Source organism: Pseudoduganella sp. LjRoot289 (assembly GCF_964252925.1).
Taxonomy (GTDB): Bacteria; Pseudomonadota; Gammaproteobacteria; order Burkholderiales; family Burkholderiaceae_D; genus Rugamonas.
Genome location: NZ_CAXUPN020000001.1, coordinates 5,998,835 through 6,016,544, shown reverse-complemented (window position 1 = coordinate 6,016,544; position 17,710 = coordinate 5,998,835). Strand labels below are relative to the sequence as shown.

The 17,710-nt window shown below is 67.5% G+C and carries 19 protein-coding genes; 6 read left to right on the top strand and 13 right to left on the bottom strand.

Annotation, left to right across the window (positions count from 1 at the left end):
• Positions 1-33: 33 nt before the first annotated feature.
• The 3 genes from ACSQ8Y_RS25865 to petA are packed head-to-tail and all read right to left on the bottom strand — an operon-like array spanning position 34 to position 2,854.
• Positions 34-798, bottom strand: a complete 765-nt coding sequence (locus ACSQ8Y_RS25865) for a cytochrome c1 (RefSeq protein WP_436269268.1) — start codon at positions 796-798, stop codon at positions 34-36.
• A 31-nt stretch (positions 799-829) separates the two neighbouring features.
• Positions 830-2,242 carry a cytochrome b gene (locus tag ACSQ8Y_RS25860; RefSeq protein WP_436269267.1) on the bottom strand — a complete coding sequence of 471 codons (1,413 nt, stop codon included), beginning with the start codon at positions 2,240-2,242 and terminating at the stop codon, positions 830-832.
• A 3-nt stretch (positions 2,243-2,245) separates the two neighbouring features.
• On the bottom strand, positions 2,246-2,854 hold the full coding sequence (petA, locus tag ACSQ8Y_RS25855; RefSeq protein WP_436269266.1) for a ubiquinol-cytochrome c reductase iron-sulfur subunit: 609 nt from the start codon (positions 2,852-2,854) through the stop codon (positions 2,246-2,248).
• A gap of 206 nt (positions 2,855-3,060) precedes the next feature.
• Between petA and mscL the strand changes: the two genes are divergently transcribed.
• Genes mscL through ACSQ8Y_RS25840 form a run of 3 tightly spaced genes read left to right on the top strand, consistent with a single transcriptional unit; the run spans position 3,061 to position 5,395 of the window.
• A complete protein-coding gene (gene mscL / locus ACSQ8Y_RS25850) occupies positions 3,061-3,480 on the top strand; it encodes a large conductance mechanosensitive channel protein MscL (RefSeq protein WP_436269913.1) in 420 nt (139 codons plus the stop codon).
• Positions 3,481-3,528: 48 nt separating this feature from the next.
• Positions 3,529-4,683 carry a Do family serine endopeptidase gene (locus ACSQ8Y_RS25845; RefSeq protein ID WP_436269265.1) on the top strand — a complete coding sequence of 385 codons (1,155 nt, stop codon included), beginning with the start codon at positions 3,529-3,531 and terminating at the stop codon, positions 4,681-4,683.
• 16 nt (positions 4,684-4,699) lie between these two features.
• Positions 4,700-5,395, top strand: coding sequence for a DUF2461 domain-containing protein (locus tag ACSQ8Y_RS25840; RefSeq protein ID WP_436269264.1), 696 nt, complete (start codon positions 4,700-4,702; stop codon positions 5,393-5,395).
• Between the two features lie 15 nt (positions 5,396-5,410).
• Here ACSQ8Y_RS25840 and ACSQ8Y_RS25835 read toward each other — a convergent pair whose 3' ends face one another.
• Complete coding sequence (locus ACSQ8Y_RS25835) at positions 5,411-6,355, bottom strand: LysR family transcriptional regulator (RefSeq protein WP_436269263.1); 945 nt, start codon at positions 6,353-6,355, stop codon at positions 5,411-5,413.
• Positions 6,356-6,473: 118 nt separating this feature from the next.
• Between ACSQ8Y_RS25835 and ACSQ8Y_RS25830 the strand changes: the two genes are divergently transcribed.
• The 3 genes from ACSQ8Y_RS25830 to ACSQ8Y_RS25820 all read left to right on the top strand — a co-directional run bounded on the left by ACSQ8Y_RS25830 (position 6,474) and on the right by ACSQ8Y_RS25820 (position 8,693).
• Complete coding sequence (locus ACSQ8Y_RS25830; protein WP_436269262.1) at positions 6,474-7,559, top strand: tartrate dehydrogenase; 1,086 nt, start codon at positions 6,474-6,476, stop codon at positions 7,557-7,559.
• Positions 7,560-7,668: 109 nt separating this feature from the next.
• Positions 7,669-7,893 carry a hypothetical protein gene (locus ACSQ8Y_RS25825; RefSeq protein WP_436269261.1) on the top strand — a complete coding sequence of 75 codons (225 nt, stop codon included), beginning with the start codon at positions 7,669-7,671 and terminating at the stop codon, positions 7,891-7,893.
• A gap of 38 nt (positions 7,894-7,931) precedes the next feature.
• Positions 7,932-8,693 carry a GIN domain-containing protein gene (locus ACSQ8Y_RS25820; RefSeq protein WP_436269260.1) on the top strand — a complete coding sequence of 254 codons (762 nt, stop codon included), beginning with the start codon at positions 7,932-7,934 and terminating at the stop codon, positions 8,691-8,693.
• Between the two features lie 13 nt (positions 8,694-8,706).
• Here ACSQ8Y_RS25820 and ACSQ8Y_RS25815 read toward each other — a convergent pair whose 3' ends face one another.
• The 9 genes from ACSQ8Y_RS25815 to ACSQ8Y_RS25775 are packed head-to-tail and all read right to left on the bottom strand — an operon-like array spanning position 8,707 to position 17,703.
• On the bottom strand, positions 8,707-9,657 hold the full coding sequence (locus ACSQ8Y_RS25815) for a type II secretion system F family protein (RefSeq protein ID WP_436269259.1): 951 nt from the start codon (positions 9,655-9,657) through the stop codon (positions 8,707-8,709).
• Positions 9,654-10,640, bottom strand: a complete 987-nt coding sequence (locus ACSQ8Y_RS25810) for a type II secretion system F family protein (protein ID WP_436269912.1) — start codon at positions 10,638-10,640, stop codon at positions 9,654-9,656. The genes ACSQ8Y_RS25815 and ACSQ8Y_RS25810 overlap by 4 nt, the downstream gene beginning before the upstream one ends.
• A 34-nt stretch (positions 10,641-10,674) precedes the next feature.
• The gene (locus tag ACSQ8Y_RS25805; RefSeq protein WP_436269258.1) at positions 10,675-12,042 is read right to left on the bottom strand and encodes a CpaF family protein; all 1,368 of its coding nucleotides are present in this window, start codon (positions 12,040-12,042) and stop codon (positions 10,675-10,677) included.
• 20 nt (positions 12,043-12,062) lie between these two features.
• A complete protein-coding gene (locus tag ACSQ8Y_RS25800) occupies positions 12,063-13,238 on the bottom strand; it encodes an AAA family ATPase (RefSeq protein ID WP_436269257.1) in 1,176 nt (391 codons plus the stop codon).
• Between the two features lie 30 nt (positions 13,239-13,268).
• Positions 13,269-13,847, bottom strand: coding sequence for a TadE family protein (locus ACSQ8Y_RS25795; protein ID WP_436269256.1), 579 nt, complete (start codon positions 13,845-13,847; stop codon positions 13,269-13,271).
• Positions 13,837-14,295, bottom strand: coding sequence for a TadE/TadG family type IV pilus assembly protein (locus ACSQ8Y_RS25790; protein ID WP_436269255.1), 459 nt, complete (start codon positions 14,293-14,295; stop codon positions 13,837-13,839). Before ACSQ8Y_RS25790 ends, ACSQ8Y_RS25795 begins: the two co-directional genes overlap by 11 nt.
• Positions 14,292-15,764 carry a pilus assembly protein TadG-related protein gene (locus ACSQ8Y_RS25785; RefSeq protein WP_436269254.1) on the bottom strand — a complete coding sequence of 491 codons (1,473 nt, stop codon included), beginning with the start codon at positions 15,762-15,764 and terminating at the stop codon, positions 14,292-14,294. The genes ACSQ8Y_RS25790 and ACSQ8Y_RS25785 overlap by 4 nt, the downstream gene beginning before the upstream one ends.
• On the bottom strand, positions 15,761-16,081 hold the full coding sequence (locus tag ACSQ8Y_RS25780; RefSeq protein ID WP_436269253.1) for a hypothetical protein: 321 nt from the start codon (positions 16,079-16,081) through the stop codon (positions 15,761-15,763). The genes ACSQ8Y_RS25785 and ACSQ8Y_RS25780 overlap by 4 nt, the downstream gene beginning before the upstream one ends.
• Positions 16,078-17,703 carry a type II and III secretion system protein family protein gene (locus ACSQ8Y_RS25775; protein WP_436269252.1) on the bottom strand — a complete coding sequence of 542 codons (1,626 nt, stop codon included), beginning with the start codon at positions 17,701-17,703 and terminating at the stop codon, positions 16,078-16,080. The genes ACSQ8Y_RS25780 and ACSQ8Y_RS25775 overlap by 4 nt, the downstream gene beginning before the upstream one ends.
• Positions 17,704-17,710: the final 7 nt, after the last annotated feature.

Sequence of the window (17,710 nt, the reverse complement as noted above, 5' to 3'; positions counted from 1 at the left end):
TACACACGCCGGCCACGGGGCCGGCATGCTCACTTATTTGACTTCCTTCCAGTACGATGCGTTCAATCGCCAGGCCAGCAGCGCGAACACCGTCAGGAACAGCACCACCCACACGCCGAGGCGCTTGCGGGTTTGCTGGGCAGGCTCGGCCATCCATTCCATGTAGCCGACCAGGTCCGCCACCGCGGTGTCGAACTGCAGCTTGTTCATGGTGCCAGGCTTGACCTGCTCGAAGCCGACGAACTTGTGCACGGTCTTGGCAGGATCGTGCGGGTCTTTTTCTTCCGCCATCTTCACCGATTGTACGCCTTGCAGCTCGTACAGCACATGCGGCATGGCGACATTGGGCACGATCAGGTTGTTCCAGCCGGTCGGGCGGGTGTCATCCTTGTAGAAGGTGCGCAGATAGGTGTACAGATAGTCGCCGCCGGTGCCGCCGGGGCCGGCTTTCGCGCGCGAGATCACCGACAGGTCCGGCGGCACCACGCCGAACCAGGCCTTGGCATCCTTGGCTGGCATGGAAGTGGTCATCATTTCGCCCACTTTTTCGCCGGTGAACAGCAGGTTGCCCTTGATCTGTTCTTCGGTCAGCCCCAGGTCCTTCAGGCGGTTGTAACGCATCGAGGACGCATTATGGCAGTTCAGGCAGTAGTTCACAAACAACTTGGCGCCATTTTGCAGCGCGGCCAGGTTGGTGGAACGGTCCGGCGCCTTGTCCAGCGGGTGGCCGCCTTCGCTGGCCAGGGCCAAGCCCGGCAGCAAGGCCAGGATCGCGAGCAGTTTCTTTGCAAAATTCATATTCTTGTCCTTTTGAGCTGTGGTCGGCGTTTCAATGCGGATGGAAAGTCACGCGGGAAGGCACAGGTTTGAACTGGCCCATCGCGCTCCACCACGGCATCAGCAGGAAGAAGAAGAAGTAGTACAGCGTGCACACTTGCGACACGATGGTGCCGATGGTGCTCGGCGGCTGCGTGCCCAGGTAGCCCAGGGCGACGAAGGACAGGCCGAACACGGCGTATACGTATTTGTGCCAGTCCGGACGGTAGCGGATCGATTTCACCGGCGAGTGGTCCAGCCAAGGCAGGAAGGCCAGGATCACGACGGAACCGCCGAAGAACACCACGCCCCAGAATTTCGCGTCCAGCACCGACGGCAGCATGCCGACGATGGCCACCAGTGCGATCACGGCGATGGCGGCCTTGACCACGAAGGACAGGCGCGACTTGAGCCACAGGAAGGCGACGTAGGCGGCCACGGCAACCATCAGCACCCACATGAAGTCGGCGGTGGTGGCGCGCAGCACCGAGTAGAACGGCGTGAAGTACCAGGTCGGCGCGATGTGCAGCGGGGTCTTCAGCGAGTCGCCCGGCAGGAAGTTATTGTATTCCAGGAAGTAGCCGCCCATTTCCGGGGCGAAGAACACCACGGTCGAGAAGATCAGCAGGAAGACCGACACGCCGAACAGGTCGTGCACGGTGTAGTAGGGGTGCGAAGGGATCGAGTCCAGCGGATGGCCGTCCGGGCCCAGGTTCTCCTTGACTTCGATGCCGTCCGGATTCGACGAGCCCACTTCGTGCAGCGCGATCAGGTGGGCGGCAACCAGGCCCAGCAGGACCAGCGGGATGGCGATCACGTGGAAGGCGAAGAAGCGGTTCAGGGTGGCGTCGGACACCACGTAGTCGCCGCGTATCCACAGCGATAGGTCGGGGCCGATCAGCGGGATGGCGCCGAACAGGTTGACGATCACCTGGGCGCCCCAGTACGACATCTGGCCCCATGGCAGCAGGTAGCCGAAGAAGGCTTCGGCCATCAGGCACAGGAAGATGGCGAAACCGAACAGCCAGATCAGTTCACGCGGCTTGCGGTAGGAACCGTACAGGAGGCCGCGCGTCATGTGCAGGTAGACGATGATGAAGAAGGCGGAGGCGCCGGTCGAGTGCATATAGCGCACCAGCCAGCCCCACGGCACTTCGCGCATGATGTATTCCACCGAGCCGAAGGCCAGGTTGGCGTCCGGCTTGTAGTGCATGGTCAGGAAGATGCCGGTGACGATCTGCAGCACCAGCACCAGCATGGCCAGCGAGCCGAAGATGTACCAGAAATTGAAGTTTTTCGGGGCGTAGTACTTGCCCCACTGGTCGTTCCACAACTTGGTCAGCGGGAAGCGGTCGTCGACCCAGCCCAGCGCTTTTTGCGCGACCGGCGCGTTGGCCGGCAGTTTCGTCTCTTTAAAAGCAGCCATGGTTTATGCCTCGCCTTTCTCGTCTTTGCCGATCACCAGCTTGTTGTCGCCCAAGTACATATGGCGTGGAACCTGGAGGTTGTCCGGCGCAGGCTTGTTCTTGTAGACGCGGCCGGCCATGTCGAAGGTCGAGCCGTGGCATGGGCACAGGAAGCCGCCTTCCCAGTCGTCCGGCAGCGAAGGCTGCGGTCCCGGGGTGAATTTCGACGATGGCGAGCAGCCGAGGTGGGTGCAGATGCCCACGGCGACCAGGATTTCGGGTTTGATCGAGCGGTTCTTGTTGCGGCAGTATTCGGGGGTGTATTCGTCCGGGTTGCGCTTGGAGTCGGCGTCGGCGACTTTGCCGTCGGTCTTGGACAGCGAGGCGACCATTTCCGGCGTGCGCTTGAGGATCCAGACTGGCTTGCCGCGCCACTCGACGGTGCGCATTTCGCCCGGCTGCAGCGTGGAAATGTCCACTTCCACAGGTGCGCCGGCGGCTTTAGCGCGCTCGGACGGCTGGAAGGTGCTAACTAAAGCGCCTGCGGTGGCCAGTCCTACTACGCCACCCGCCGCGCACGTGGCGGCGATCAAGCCACGACGGCCAGAATCGACCTGCTTATCGTTACTCATACCAAACCCCAATCATCAAATTGCGAAATAGTTATTATGCGTTAACAGAGCTTCCAGCGACCTTGGATTATAGGTGAACACCAAAACGTTTTAAAGCGAAACGTTGTATTTGTCTAAATTCATCCCCATCTTGATCGCCGCAGACTATCGACCAGTTGCTAAAAAACACGCTATGATCAGCCATACAACATAGCAAGGAGAGCATGATGGCAATGATGCAAGAGTTTAAAGACTTCGCCATGAAGGGCAACGTGGTCGACCTGGCGGTCGGCGTGATCGTCGGCGCGGCCTTCAGCAAGATCGTCGATTCACTGGTGCAGGACATCATCATGCCGCCGATCGGCAAACTGATCGGCGGGCTCGATTTCGCCAACTACTACGTGCCGCTGAACGGCCAGGCCACCTCCCTGAGCCTGGCGGAGGCGAAAAAGCTGGGCGCCGTGCTGGCGTACGGTAACTTCCTGACCATCCTGTTAAACTTCGTCATACTGGCGTTCATCATCTTCCAGATGGTGCGCATCCTGCAGAAGGCGCGCAAGGCCGAGCCGGCTCCGGCCGCGGCGGCGGCGCCGACGGCGGAAGACATTCTGCTGCTGCGCGAGATCCGCGACGCGCTGAAAAAATAAGCCGGGACGGCGCGCAAGCCGTCCGAAGGCACTCCCGAGGACGGTATCATGCGACGACTATGGTTATTGTTTGCACAGGCGGTGACCGTGGTCCTGGCGCTGTATTTCGTCTACAGCGCCATGCGGCCGGACCTGCCTTCCTGGCCGGGGGCGCACGCGCCGGCTTCCGGCGGCAGCCGCAGCGCGCTGCTGCGCAGCGACAGCGGCGGCCCGCCCTCCCCCGGCTCCTACCGCACGGCGGCCGCGCAGGCGATGCCGGCCGTGGTCAATGTGCTGACGAGCAAGGCGCCGCGCCGCCAGCATCCGCTCACGCGCGACCCCTTCTTCAAGAAATTCTTCGGCGACCGCGACCGTGACGGCGACGAGGACGAACAGTCCAGCCTGGGCTCGGGCGTCATCGTCAGCGCGCAGGGCTACATCCTGACCAACAACCACGTGGTGGACGCCGCCGACGAGATCCAGGTGGTGCTGGCCGACGGCCGCAAGGCGGCCGCCAAGGTGGTCGGCACCGACCCGGAAACCGACCTGGCGGTCATCAAGATCGCGCTCGACAAGCTGCCGGTGATCGTGCTCGGCCAGGCCGAGCAGGCCAAGGTGGGCGACGTGGTGCTGGCCATCGGCAACCCCTTCGGCGTGGGCCAGACCGTCACCATGGGCATCATTTCCGCGCTGGGCCGCAATAATCTGCACATCAACAACTTCGAGAACTTCATCCAGACCGACGCCGCCATCAATTTCGGCAACTCGGGCGGCGCGCTGATCGACACCAGCGGCAACCTGCTGGGCATCAACTCGGCCATCTACTCGCAGAGCGGCGGCTCGGTCGGCATCGGCTTTGCGATCCCGGTCTCCACCGCGAAAACGGTGATGGACTCCATCATCTCCTCCGGCCACGTGGTGCGCGGCTGGATAGGCGTGGAATCGCAGGAAATCACGCCGGAACTGGCCGACAGCTTCGGCCTCAAGGTGCAAAGCGGCGCCATCATCGCCGGCGTGGTGCGCAACGGCCCGGCCGACAAGGGCGGCATGAAGCCGGGCGACATCCTGCTGTCGGTGGAGGGCAAGGCCGTCAACGACACCAACGACATGCTCAACCTGATCGCCCAGCTGACGCCGGGCGGAAAAGCTACAATGCGGGTGCTGCGCAAGAGCCGCGAGACGGACCTTGCCATTACCGTGGGCAAGCGCCCCATCACCCGCTAATCTATCCCGACCCGACATGCACCTGCGCGACCTGAAGAACTACCTGACCGAACTGGCCGACAACAACAACCGCCCCTGGTTCATCATGAACAAACCGCGCTACGACATCCTGCGCGAGGAATTCCTGGAAGTGGTGACCCAGCTGATAGCCGAGCTGGGCAAGTTCGACCCGGCGGTCAAGTTCTGCAATCCGAAGAAAGCCATGTTCCGCATCAACCGCGACGTGCGCTTCGCCCACGACAAGAGCCCCTACAAGACGCGCTTCTCGGCCGCCATCGCGCCCAACGACCTGCGCCGGCCGTCCAAGGCCGGCGGACCGACCTATTACTTCCAGCTCGACGGCGAAGGCCGGCTGCTGTTCGGCGCCGGCGAATACATGCCGCCGCCGGAGCGCACCAAGGCGCTGCGCAAGCACATGGTCGAGGACGCGGCCGGTTTTTCCAGGGTGCTCAAGAACAAGGCGCTGAAGGCGCGCTACGGCACCATCCAGGACGAGGGCAAGCTGGTGCGCCCGCCCAAGGGCTACGACGCCGGCCACGAGCACATCGAGTTCATCAAGCTGAAGAGCTTCTTCGTCTGGACCGAGATCGAGCTCGACCTGAACAAGCCGGAACTGCTGCTGCCTTTGATCGCCAACGGCATGAAGGACGCCTACCCGCTGGTGTCCTGGATGCGCGCGGCGCGCGTGGACGAGGACGAAGCGGCGGCTTGAGCGTGTCGGGATTCTTTACAGTCGCGGCCGCAGCACGTCCGGCGCACAGCATGGGCCAGCCGGACGATCAGCCAGACTGGCTTCGATGAATTCGACGCAGACGCGCACCTTGGCCGAGGTCGACAGGCGCGACGAATACACGGCCCACACGTCGGCCGGCTGCGCGTAGGCCGGCAGCACGCGCACCAGCCGGCCCTGCTCCAGGGCCGGCCCCACGTCCCAGATCGAACGCAGAATGATGCCATGGCCGTCCAGCGCCCACTGGTGCACGATCTCGCCGTTGTTGGCCGACAGCGGCCCCGCCACCTTCACCGTCTCCATCCCGCCCGGCCCCTGCAGCGCCCAGCGCCCGAAGTCCTGGTTGCGCTCGCGGATCACGATGCAGCGGTGCCGCGCCAGGTCCGCCAGGCTGGCCGGCGCGCCGTGCTGCGCCAGATAGGCCGGCGCCGCGCACAGCACGCGCTCGTTGGCGGCGATGCGGCGCGACATCAAATGCGGCTCGTGCGCCGCGCCGACCCGGATGTCGAGGTGGAAGCCTTCGCCGATCAAGTCCACCGGCCGGTCCAGCAGCTCCAGCTGGACGTCCAGCGCCGGGTAGCGCAGCGCCAGCGCCGACAAGGCCGGCGCCACCCGGTTGCGGCCGAAGCCCGAGCTGGTGCAGATGCGCAGCAGCCCGCTGGGCGCGCTCTGTTCGCTCGACACCGCCTCCCGCATCTGGTCCACGTCCTCCAGTATCCGCAGCGCCCACTGGTGCACCACGCCGCCCTGCTCGGTCACCGTCACGCTGCGCGTGGTCCGGTGCAGCAGCTTGACCTGCAGCGACTGCTCCAGCAGCGCGATGCGCTTGCTGACATAGGCGTTCGACACGCCCAGCGCGCGCGCGGCGGCGGCAAAGCCGCGCGCGCGCACCAGCGTGCAATACAGGCGCAGGTCGGCCAGCAGGGGTTGTTTGTCTTCCATGATTACTCTCGATGATTATTCACGAAACGTGCATGCCGGAATTACAGATCAGCCGATTATAGCTTTGTTGATTAACGTTATGCTGGAGCCATTGCCCAAGACAACCCAAGGAGACTCTATGAAAACGCACCGCATCGCAGTCATCGCCGGCGACGGCATCGGCAAGGAAGTCATGCCGGAGGGCTTGCGCGCCGTCCAGGCCGCCGCGCAGCAGCACCGGCTGCCGCTGGAATTCACCACCTTCGACTGGGCCCATTGCGACTACTACGTCCAGCACGGCAAAATGATGCCGGACGACTGGTTCGAGCAGTTGAAAGGCTTCGACGCCATCTTCTTCGGCGCCGCCGGCTGGCCGGACACGGTGCCCGACCACGTCTCCCTGTGGGGTTCGCTGATCAAGTTCCGCCGCGAATTCGACCAGTACGTGAACCTGCGCCCGGTGCGCCTGATGCCGGGCGTGCCCTGCCCGCTGGCCAACAAGCAGGCCGGCGACATCGATTTCTTCGTAGTGCGCGAGAACACCGAGGGCGAGTATTCGGCCGTCGGAGGCCGCCTGTTCGAAGGCACCGAGCGCGAAGTGGTGCTGCAGGAGTCCGTGTTCACCCGCAAGGGCGTGGACCGCATCCTTAAATACGCCTTCGAGCTGGCGCAGAGCCGGCCGAAAAAACACCTGACCTCGGCCACCAAGTCGAACGGCATCGCCATCAGCATGCCCTACTGGGACGAGCGCGTGAAGGCCATGGCGGGCGGCTATCCCGAGGTACGCTGGGACCAGTACCACGTCGACATCCTGGCGGCGCGCTTCGTGCTCAGCCCCGAGCGCTTCGACGTGGTGGTGGCCTCCAACCTGTTCGGCGACATCCTGTCCGACCTGGGCCCCGCCTGCACCGGCACCATCGGCATCGCGCCGTCGGCCAACCTGAACCCCGAACGGATCTTCCCCTCGCTGTTCGAGCCGGTGCACGGTTCGGCACCCGACATCTACGGCAAGAACATCGCCAACCCGGTGGCCATGATCTGGTCCGGCGCGCTGATGCTGCAATTCCTCGGCAACGGCGACGCCCGCTACCAGGCCGCGCACGACGCCATCATGGCCGCGATCGAGCACGTGCTGGTGGAAGGGCCGCGCACGCCGGACATGGGCGGCACCGCCAGCACCACCGAGATGGGAGAGGCGGTAGCCGCAGCACTCATGCGGTCTTAAACGCATTTCAGGTCGCCAAATCCGCATTTCGTCGCACACCGGTGGAGCGGCGCGGGGCCCTTGTCTATAGTTCACTCAACGCAAGCAACTAAACACAAGGAGCCCCATCATGAACATCGCTAAAAACATGGAAGCCGTCTTCATCGCCGCCGTGGTACTGGCCGGCGCAGCAAGCATGGCCGTCGCCGCAGTTCCCTCCATCTCCGTCGCAGAAGCGACCACCGTCAAGACCTACACCACCGTCGCCGCCAAGGCCGGCGCACCGGCCATGCAGGTCGTGACGATCACCGCTAAAAGGCTGAGCGCAGCTGAAAAAGCCGCGCTCGCCAAGTAATCCCCGCACCTTTCCACGCCACACCCACGGAGCACGCAATGAACAACTTTATCAGCGCAACGATGATGGCAGTCACCCTGTACGCGGCGCATGGCGCGGCGATCGCGCAGGACATGGCCAGCGAAAGCCGCAGCATCGATGCGCGCGCCGTGAAGGTGATGCTCGATGGCGTGATCGACCTGAAGGTGAAACAGGGCGCAACCGCCTCGCTGGTGCTCTCGGGCGACAAGCGCTACCTGCAGAAGATCACCGTGGTGCAGAACGGCGACACGCTGCGCATCGGCACGGAACTGCGCGGCATGCACATCCAGAGCCCGCAACTGAGCGCGGTGCTGACGCTGCCGAATCTGCGCGAACTGGTGTCGGCCGGCGTCGGCTCGACCGACGTGAGCGGCTTCAACGGCGACGAAGTACGCCTTGCGCTGGAAGGCGCCGGCTCGGTCCACGTCAATTCGCGCTACCGCACCGTGAACGCGAAACTGAGCGGCGTGGGCAGCATGAACCTGAGCGCCACCGACGCCGACAGCGTCGGCCTGGACCTGCGCGGCGCCGGCCAGATCGTGATCAGCGGCCAGAGCAAAAGCCTGAACGCGAAACTGGGCGGCATCGGCAGCCTGGACGCGCAGAAGCTTCAGGCCGACAGCGTGGACGTGGACTTGAGCGGCCTGGGCGGCGCCACCGTCTACGCCAGGACCTCGGCCAATATGCGCCTGAGCGGCCTGGGCTCGGCCACCGTGTACGGCAAGCCGGCCAACCGCAGCGGCAGCTCGCGCGGCCTGGGCAGCGTGGCCTGGAACTGAGCCGCGGCCTCCCCTAGTGCGCCTGCAGGGCCGGCAGCAGCACCTTGAACATCTGCAGCGCGGCCGGCCCCAGCAGCACCAGCATCAGCGTCGGGAAGATGCAGAAGATCAGCGGAAACAGCAGCTTCAGGCCGATCTTGGCGGCCGCCTCCTCGGCCAGCATGCTGCGCTTGCTGCGCAGGTTGTCGGCGTGCACCCGCAGTGAATCGCCCATGCTGGTGCCGAAGCGCTCCGACTGGATCAGCATCGCCACCAGGGTGTCCACATCCTCCACGCCGCTGCGCAGCGCCAGGTTGCGCAAGGCCTTCTCCTTGCTGAAGCCGGCCCGCATCTCCATCAGCACCAGTTGCAGCTCCTGCGCCAGCACCACGCTTTTCAGGTGCACCTCGGCCGCCACCTTGGCCAGCGCGCGCTCCAGGCTCAGGCCCGCCTCCACGCACACCGTCAGCAGGTCCAGCGCGTCCGGCAGGTGCTCGAACACGTCCCGCTGACGCGCGGCGGCGGTGCGCGCCAGCAGCGCGTTCGGCAAGTAGTAGCCCAGCGCAGCCACCGCCAGCAGCAAATACAGCCAGCCGCGTCCCGCGCCGGACCGGCCCTGCAGGCCGCTGCCCAGCGCCACCGCCAGCAGCCCGCCCAAGGCCGGCAGCAGCAGCGCCAGCAAGGTCTTGGCGGCGAAATACAAGGTCGGCGCCGACGGATGACGCCAACCGGCCGTCATGAAGCGGGTGCGCAGCGCGGAACGCTCCCAGCCATCCTCCGGCAGCGACAGCCGCGTGAAGGGCAGCGCCACCTTGGCCATGCGCTCGGTCCAGCCGGCCTCGGCGCCGGCCGCGTCCTGCGGCAGCGCGTGCGCGGCCAGGCGCTGGCGCAGCGCGCCGGGCGCGAACAGCAGCATGGCCGCCAGCGCCACCAGGGCCGCCACGGCGAACACCACCAGCAGGAACAGGATGTGGGCGCCGCTCATATGCGGATCCGTATCAGCTGGCGCATCCACAGCAGGCCGCCCAGCATGGCCGCTGCCGCGTACCACAGCAACTGCACGCCGGCCGGGTCGGTCCACAGCACGCTGATGTATTTGTGGCTGGTGACCGACAGCAGCGCCATCACCACCAGCGGCAGCAGGCCCAGGATCCAGGCCGACATGCGGCCTTCGGCCGACAGCGCGCGGATCTGCGCCGCCAGGCGCAAGCGGGCGCGCACCATGCGCGCGATATTGCCCAGCAGCTCGGCCAGGTTTCCGCCCGATTCGCGCTGGATCAGCACAGCGATCACCAGGTAGCGCAAATCGGTCAGCGGGATGCGCGCGCCCAGGTTGTGCAAGGCTTCGTTCATCGGCACGCCGTAGTTGATCTCCTCGTAGGCGAAGCGGAATTCGCTGCCTATCGGTTCGGGCATTTCATTGCCCACCATGTGCAGCACGTTGGCGAACGAATGCCCTGCGCGCAGCGCGCGGCTGAGGAAATCGGCCGCCTCCGGCAACTGCTCCTGCAGCCTTGCCAGGCGCGCAGCGCGTGCCCTCAGCAGCAGCAGGCCGGGGCCCAGCAACGCGGCCGCCGGCAGCAACAGCTGCGCCGGCCGGGGCAGGCCGGCCAGCGCCGGCCCGGCCAGGCCCGCCAGCAGCAGCGCCCCCTGCAGCCCGAGCAGCCGGGCCACGCTCCAGCCCAGACCGGACTGCAATAGCATCCGGTCCAGCGCCGCCAGCTGCGGCAGCCGCCGCAACTGCTGCTCCAGCCAGGGCGAGGCGCTGTAGCGGCGCTGCTTGAGGATGGTCACGCGCGGCGCGGCGCCATCCTGGCCCTCGCCGCGCGCGGCCATCAGTTGCAGCCGGCGCGCGATGCGCTGCGCGCCGCCGCCATGGGTGCCCGACCACCACAGCCAGGCGCCCTCGATCAGCAAAATCACGGCGGCGAACAGCAGCACCGCGAACGCAATAAACACCAGGTCCATCATATCCTCCCTATCCTCCCGCGCTTCAGAAAAATCATTCGTAAATCTTGTCCGGATCGAAGGCGCTGTCCGGCACCGCCGCGCCGAACATGCGCAAGCGGTCGGCGAAACGCGGCCGCACGCCGGTGGCACGGAACTGGCCCTGCACCTTGCCTTCCGCATCGACCCCGGTCTGCTCGTAGCGGAAGATCTCGTGCATGGCGATCATGTCGCCCTCCATGCCCGTGATCTCCTGCAGGCTGACCAGCTTGCGGGCGCCGTCGGTCAGGCGCGACACCTGCATCACCACCGTGACGGCAGAGCAGATCTGCTGGCGCGCGGCGCGCGGGGTCAGGGTCAGCCCGGCCATGCCGACCATGTTCTCCAGCCGCGACAAGGCGTCGCGCGGCGCGTTGGAGTGGATGGTGGCGAGCGAGCCCTCGTGACCCGTGTTCATGGCCTGCAGCATGTCGACCGCCTCGGCGCCGCGCACCTCGCCCAGGATGATGCGGTCAGGGCGCATGCGCAGCGCGTTGCGCACCAGCGCGCGCTGCGTCACCTCGCCCTTGCCCTCGATGTTGGGCGGGCGCGTTTCGAGCCGCACCACGTGCGGCTGGCGCAGCTGCAGCTCGGCCGCGTCCTCGATGGTGACGATGCGCTCGCTGCCCGGGATGAAGCCGGAGAGCACATTGAGCAAGGTGGTCTTGCCGCTGCCGGTGCCGCCCGAGATCAGGATGTTGACCTTGGCCTGGCCCAGCGCCTCGAGCACCTGCACCATGGGCGGCGTCAGGCTCTTGTAGGCCAGCAGCTTGGCCACCGTCAGCGGCTGCACGGCGAAGCGGCGGATCGACAGCATCGGCCCGTCGATCGCCAGCGGCGGGATGATGGCGTTCACGCGCGAGCCGTCCGGCAGGCGCGCGTCCACCATCGGGCTCGATTCGTCGATGCGGCGGCCCACGCGCGAGACGATCTTCTCGATGATCTTCATCAGGTGGGCGTTGTCGTGGAACACCACGGTGGTCAGTTCCAGCCGGCCGCCGCGCTCGACGTAGACCTTGTTGTGGGTGTTGACCAGGATGTCGGACACGCCGGCGTCGGCCAGCAGCGGCTCGAGCGGCCCGAAGCCGAGCATCTCGTGCTGGATGTCGAGCACCAGGCGGTGCCGCTCCTGCTGGTTCAGCACGATGCGCTCGTCCTCGATCACGCGCTGCACCAGCAGCGCCAGCTCGTGCTTGAACTGCTCCTGGGTCAGCCGCTTCAGGCGCTCCAGGTCGATGCGGTCCAGTATCGTCTGATGCATGGTTTTCCGCAGTTCCTGGTAGGCCGAATCGGGCAGCCCGCCTTGCAGCCCGGCCTGCAGTCCCGCCCCATGGACGCTGCCCCGGTTTTCCTCGCCGCCGGCCAGGCGTTCGCGCAAACTCATCTCGTTCTCCCGGTTGGACCTTACAGCTCGGCGTCGTGGCGGCCGAACAGGCGGTCGAACAAGCCCTTGCTTTCCGGGACCCGGCGCGCCGTCACCAGCTCCACCAGGTCGGCCAGGCTGCGCGCCACGGCGCTGCTGCGCGACAGCTGCAGCAGCGGCACGCCCTGGTTCACCGAGTCGGTCGCCGACAGGTAGTCGTTGGGCACCGTGTGCATCACCTCCGCGCCCAGCGCCTGCTCCAGGTCGGCCAGGCGCAGCTTGCCGCCGCGCTCGTAGCGGTTGACGATCAGCCGCACCCGCTCGCCCGGATAGCCCAGCGAACGGAAGATGTCGAGCAGGCGGCGGCCATCGCGGATGTCGGGCAACGCCAGCTGCAGCACCGGGTAGATGGCGTCCGCATGGTCCAGCGCGCGCAGCGAGATGGCGTCGATCTGGCGGCCCACGTCAAGCACGATGTAGTCGTAGTGCTGGCGCGCCACGCGCAGGATGGCGTCCATGTGGTCCGGCTTCATCTCCAGCGCCTGGTGCGGATCGTCGGCCGCCGCCAGCACGCCGAAGTTGGGCGTCACGTGCACCAGGCAGGAATCGAGGAAGGCGCCGTCCATGCGCGAGATCTGGGCGCAGATGTCGGACAGCGTCATGGCCGGCTTCTGGTCCGACACGTACAGCGTGGCGTCGCCGAACTGGCCGTGCAGGTCGATCAGCAGCACCTTGCGCTCGGCCAGCACGGCCAGCGCATAGCCGAAGTTGGTGGCCAGGAAGGTGGCGCCGCTGCCGCCCTTGCAGGAGATGAAGGCCAGCGCCTTGCCGTCGCGCATATGCGTGACCCCGGTCTCGATCTCGATCCGGTCCATCGCCTCGTGGAAGGCGCGGTGCACCAGCGGCAGCGGCAGCACCTCGCGCATGCCGGCGCGCATGGCGCGGATCAGGAGGTCCTGCTGCGGCTCGCGCGTGAGCAGCATGTAGGAGGCGCGCGGATAGTGCTTGCCGAGCCGCTCGACCAGCTCCGCCTCCTCCGGCGCGACGTCGCTGGCGTCGAAGATCACCAGTTCGGGCGGCTCCGGCAGCAGGCGCTCGACCGCCTCGCGCAGCCCCTGGCGCGAGGCCACCAATTGCACCGCAGGCATGCGCGCCGCCCCCTGGGCGGCGATCTCCGCGTACAGCAGATTGTCCCGGCTGATCATCAAGGCTTTCATGTGCTTTCCTTTACAAGTAGGGGCGCAGGCTCATGGCAGCGGAGCGCCTGCCCGGTAGCCCAGCGCTTCGGCGCGCGCCAGGCTGGTGGATGTCGGCAAGGCCAGGCCGGCCCAGTCCAGCGGCGCCAGCGGAAGCAGCGGCTGCACCGGCACCGGCGCGCAGCGGTCCTGCTGCGCCGGCTGGCAGATGCTGGCGCGCACGAAGCGGATGCAGCCGGCACTGTTCGGGTCCTGCGTGCAGTTGAACAGGTTTTGCGCCGGGCTGGCCGGCATGCTGGCGGCCGGTATCGGCGACAGCGCGCCGGCCGCGTCCTGCCACAGGTACTCGATGCGCAGGTAGCTGCCATCGATAGGCTCGCCCAGCGGCAGCGCGCCGGCCGTGTCGCGGAACAGCGCGCGCTTGCGCAGCGCCGCCTGCGCCGCCGGGTCGGAGAAATCGGCGATGGCGGCGGCGCGCGCGGCCACCCGCGCGCTGTCCTGCAGCGTGTTCCACAAATACATCAGGCGGGCGCACTCCAGCACGCCGTACATGAACAGCAGGAAGAACGGCAGGGTCATGGCCAGTTCGACCACCACCGAGCCGGTGTTGCGGGCGCGTTCAGTTTTCATAGCGCATCGTGACGGTGACGTGCAGTTCCCGGCTTTGCTGGCTGAGCAGCGACCGGCTCAGCAAGTCCCAGCCATCCATCGCCACGTCCACGTCCAGCTCCACGGTGATCATTTGGGGCAAGACCGAGTCGCCGCAGCTGATCGAGCAGTCGACGTCGAAGCCATCCTGCTCCAGCGGCGGCTGGCCGGCGGCGGCCAAGCTGGCGTCGGCGATGGCGCGCGCCGTCGCCGACGCCAGCTGGAAGCCCGCATCGGTGGACATCTGCGCCCGCGGCACGGACGCCAGGTAGCGCGCCGCCTCGTAGCCGGCCCGTTCCAGGCCCGAGGCGCGGTGTTGCAAGCGGCCCAGCAGCACCAGGCAGGCCGCGACCGGCACCAGGAACAGCACGACCAGCGCCAGCTCCACGACCGCCGAGCCCCGCGCGCGCCGCCGCCATGGCGCCTTCATTGGTACAGCTCCACAACGCCTTGCAGGCCGCGCTCATTGAGCACGCCCGCGAATTCGGCGCTGACGCCGGCGCCGTCGGCCTTCGCCACCATGAAGAAGCGCGCCACCGCCAGCACCGTTGCCTGGGTCAGCACACCGGCCGCCACCGGGCATTGCAGCAGCGGAATATTCAATATGCGCCGCTGCGCGACGCCGGGATGGCCCGGCGCCTGGAAGTAGGCGCCGCTGCCGTAGGAATACGCATGCGTGGTGTAGGTGGCGGAAACGGCGGGCGCGCCACCGGCGCTGACCGGATACAGGAAGGGCCACTGGCTGCGGTTGATGCTGGCGCCGCCCGGCTGCTTCGCCGGGCCGAAGGACCACAGCGGGCCGTAGGCGGTGTTGGCCGGCGCGTTGACGCGGTCGGCCCAGGTATTGCGGGGCAGAGTGGCACCCTGCGTTCCCGCCGCAGCGCTGGCGCCAGCGGGCACCGGCGTCATCCAGGTGGCGGCGGCGCCGGCGTACTGGCTGATATTGGTGTCCGGCGGCGCCCCGGCCGGCGTGCAGGCCTGCGCGCCGGTGCCGTAGTCGTCGAAGCGGGAGTTGAGCTGCTGGCTCAGATTGAAGGCGGGTGGACGGCGCAGCCGGAGCGTGGCGCCGGTGACGCGCTCGAGCTGCACGCTGCCGCTGCAGAGATACGGCGCCAATACGCTGTCGGCGGTCTGGTCCTGGATGGCGGCTTGCGCGGCGCCGGCCGGCTGGATGGGGTCGACCAGGAAATACTCGCCCACGGCAGCGCCCAGCGCCGGATTCAGGTCGAGCAGATTGTAGGAAACGCCATATCTGAAGCCATAGGGCACGCCCTCGGCCTGGCCGCCGGGATTGACGCGCTGGGCGTTGGCGGCCCCCATCGCGCAGATGGCCAATGGCGTGACCGGCAGCCTGGACCGTCCGGCCACGGCGCGGCCCGCCACCAGCAGCGGCCCCTCCCCCATCACACCCGACAGCGTGCGGCTCAACGTGCCACGCTCGTCCGGCAGCTGCGTGGTGTCGACCTTGGCGTAGCGTATTTGCGCCGGGGCCGCCGCCGCCGCCGCCTGGCTCACCCAGTCCGCTTGCGGCCGGTCCGAGTCGTCGCTGAAGGTCAGCGCGGCGGACGACCACTGCGCCCGGACGCCGGCGAATTTCTGTTCGGTGGCGATGGTCGAGGCCTGCAGGGCGGCGGCGTTCACCCCGGCCGCCGTGCCGTTCAGCGAGCGGGCGGCCGCCAGCGCGGCGCTGTCGGCCAGGTTCTGCAGTTGCACGCGGCGCTGGCAGAGCAGCGCCAGGTCCAGCGCCATGCCGGCCATGCACAGCACCACCGGCAGCATCAGCGCGAACAGATAGGTCAGCATGCCGCCCTGCCTGCCCCAGCGGGGGCCATGGCGCTGCGGGCGGCGCGGCGGCGCGGCACGGCGGCGGGGGCTGGCCATGGCAGGCGGGCGCTTCATTTTCCGCCGCTCACGCCGATGGTGAAGCTGCTCTGCTGGGCCGGCGGCTCCGTGAAGCTCTTCTGGTAGCGCCCCTGCGCCTGGCCGGCGGCGCGGCCGTCCATGCCGGCCGCCGCCGGGTTGCGCGTCCGGCTGGCGGCGTCTGGATCGGCGATCTGCTGCGCCAGCACGGCACGGGTGGCGGCGCCGAAAGCCGGGACAGGCGCAGCCGGCGGCACCGCCGGCGCGGGCGCCTGGGACGCGCAGGCCGGCAGCAGCAGACAGCACGCGATGGCGGCAGTGCGGCTAAAGCGCGCTGCGGGTAGGCATGGCGTCATGGAATGTCTCCTTGCGGGCTTGCGCCCATAAAAAGTTCGCGCCGGCCAGGCGCCGCCATGGCGCCGGTGGGCAGCGCCTGGCCGGGCGGCAGCGGCTTGACCAGGTGGGCCGTGATCACGAACAGCAGCTCGCTGCGGTCGTGCTGGAAGTCGGTACTGCGGAACAGCGCGCCCAGGATGGGCAGCTCGCCCAGCAAGGGCAGGCCCTTGACGTTGGTGTTCTGCGTGTTGCGTATCAGCCCGCCGATGGCGAAGCTCTGGCCGTCGTACAGCTGCACCGTGGTGGTGGCGCGGCGCGTGGTGATCAGCGGAAGTACCGCCGTGCCGCCGAAGCCTGTGGCCGAGATGCCCACGCCCTCGCGCGACAGTTCGGACACCTCCGGCGCCACCTTCAGGTTGATGCGCCCGCCAACCAGCACCGTGGGCGTGAAGCGCAGGCCGACGCCGAATTCCTTTTCCTCCAGCGTGACCTTGCGGTCGTCCTGCGCCACCGGAATGAAGATCTTGCCGCCGGCCAGGAAACTGCCCTCCTGCCCGCTGATCGCCATCACGGTCGGCTCGGCCAGGATGCGCACCAGGCTGTCCTTGCGCTCGGCGTCCAGCCGCACGTTGTTCTTACCCTTGGCGACATCGATGCCGCCGCCCGCCACGCCGGTCAGGAAGTTCGACAGCAAGGTCGCGGCCCAGCCGCCGCCCGCGTAGTGCAGCATGACGCCGGCCTCCAGCCTGTCGAGCAGGGTCTTGGACACTTCGGCGATCTTCACCTCCAGCATGACTTGCTGCGGCGCCGTCACGGACAGCAGATTGATCACGCGGCTCAGGCTCAAGCCGGCCACTGCCGGCACCGCGCCGGAGGGCGTGGCGGCAGTGGGCGCGCCGGTCCCCTTCTCGTCCTGCGGCCGCGCCCCGGCCAGCGGCTGCACCGGGCGCCGCACATAGGCGTGCGCCAGTTCCAGCACGTTCATCAGCGTGGCGCCGTCCTCCACGGTGCCGCTCAGCACCAGCGCGTCGGCCGCCGCCGTGACGCGCACGTTCTTTTCGTCCGGCATCAGCTGCGCCAGGCTGGCTTGCAGCCCGGCCGCGTCCATGCCGACCAGGATGTCGACCAGGGTGCAGGTGCCGCTCTTGCCCTGCACAATCATATTGGTGCTGCCGATGTCGATGCCGGCCAGGTACAGCGTGTCCGGCGCCACCAGCATGGCCTGGGCCACGGACGGGTTGCCGAGGCTGCGGCTGGCCACTGCCTCCGGCAGGCGCAGCAGGGTGGCCTTGCCAGGCTGCAGCGCCATGCTGTGCTGCGCCGGCGTTTCACCGGAACAGTGCGGCGCCCCGCCGGCGGCGGCCGGCCGGGCGGCTGGCACCGGTGCGGGCGCGGAGCCGGCGCGGGCAAAGGCTGCCGTTGGGGCGGCGGCGGGAGCTGCAGCGAAGACGGCCGAGGGAGCACCCGGCTGCGCTGCAGCGGCACCGCGAACCGCGGTGGCGACGGCGCTGGCAGCGGTTGCGGTTGCGGTTGCGGTTGCGGTTGCGGTTGCGGCGGGGCCAGCTTGCGCAGGGCGCACGGCGGCAGCATGCAAGGGCAAGGCAGCGGGCGCCAGCCAGGCAAGCATCATCAGCGTCTTCATGGCGGCC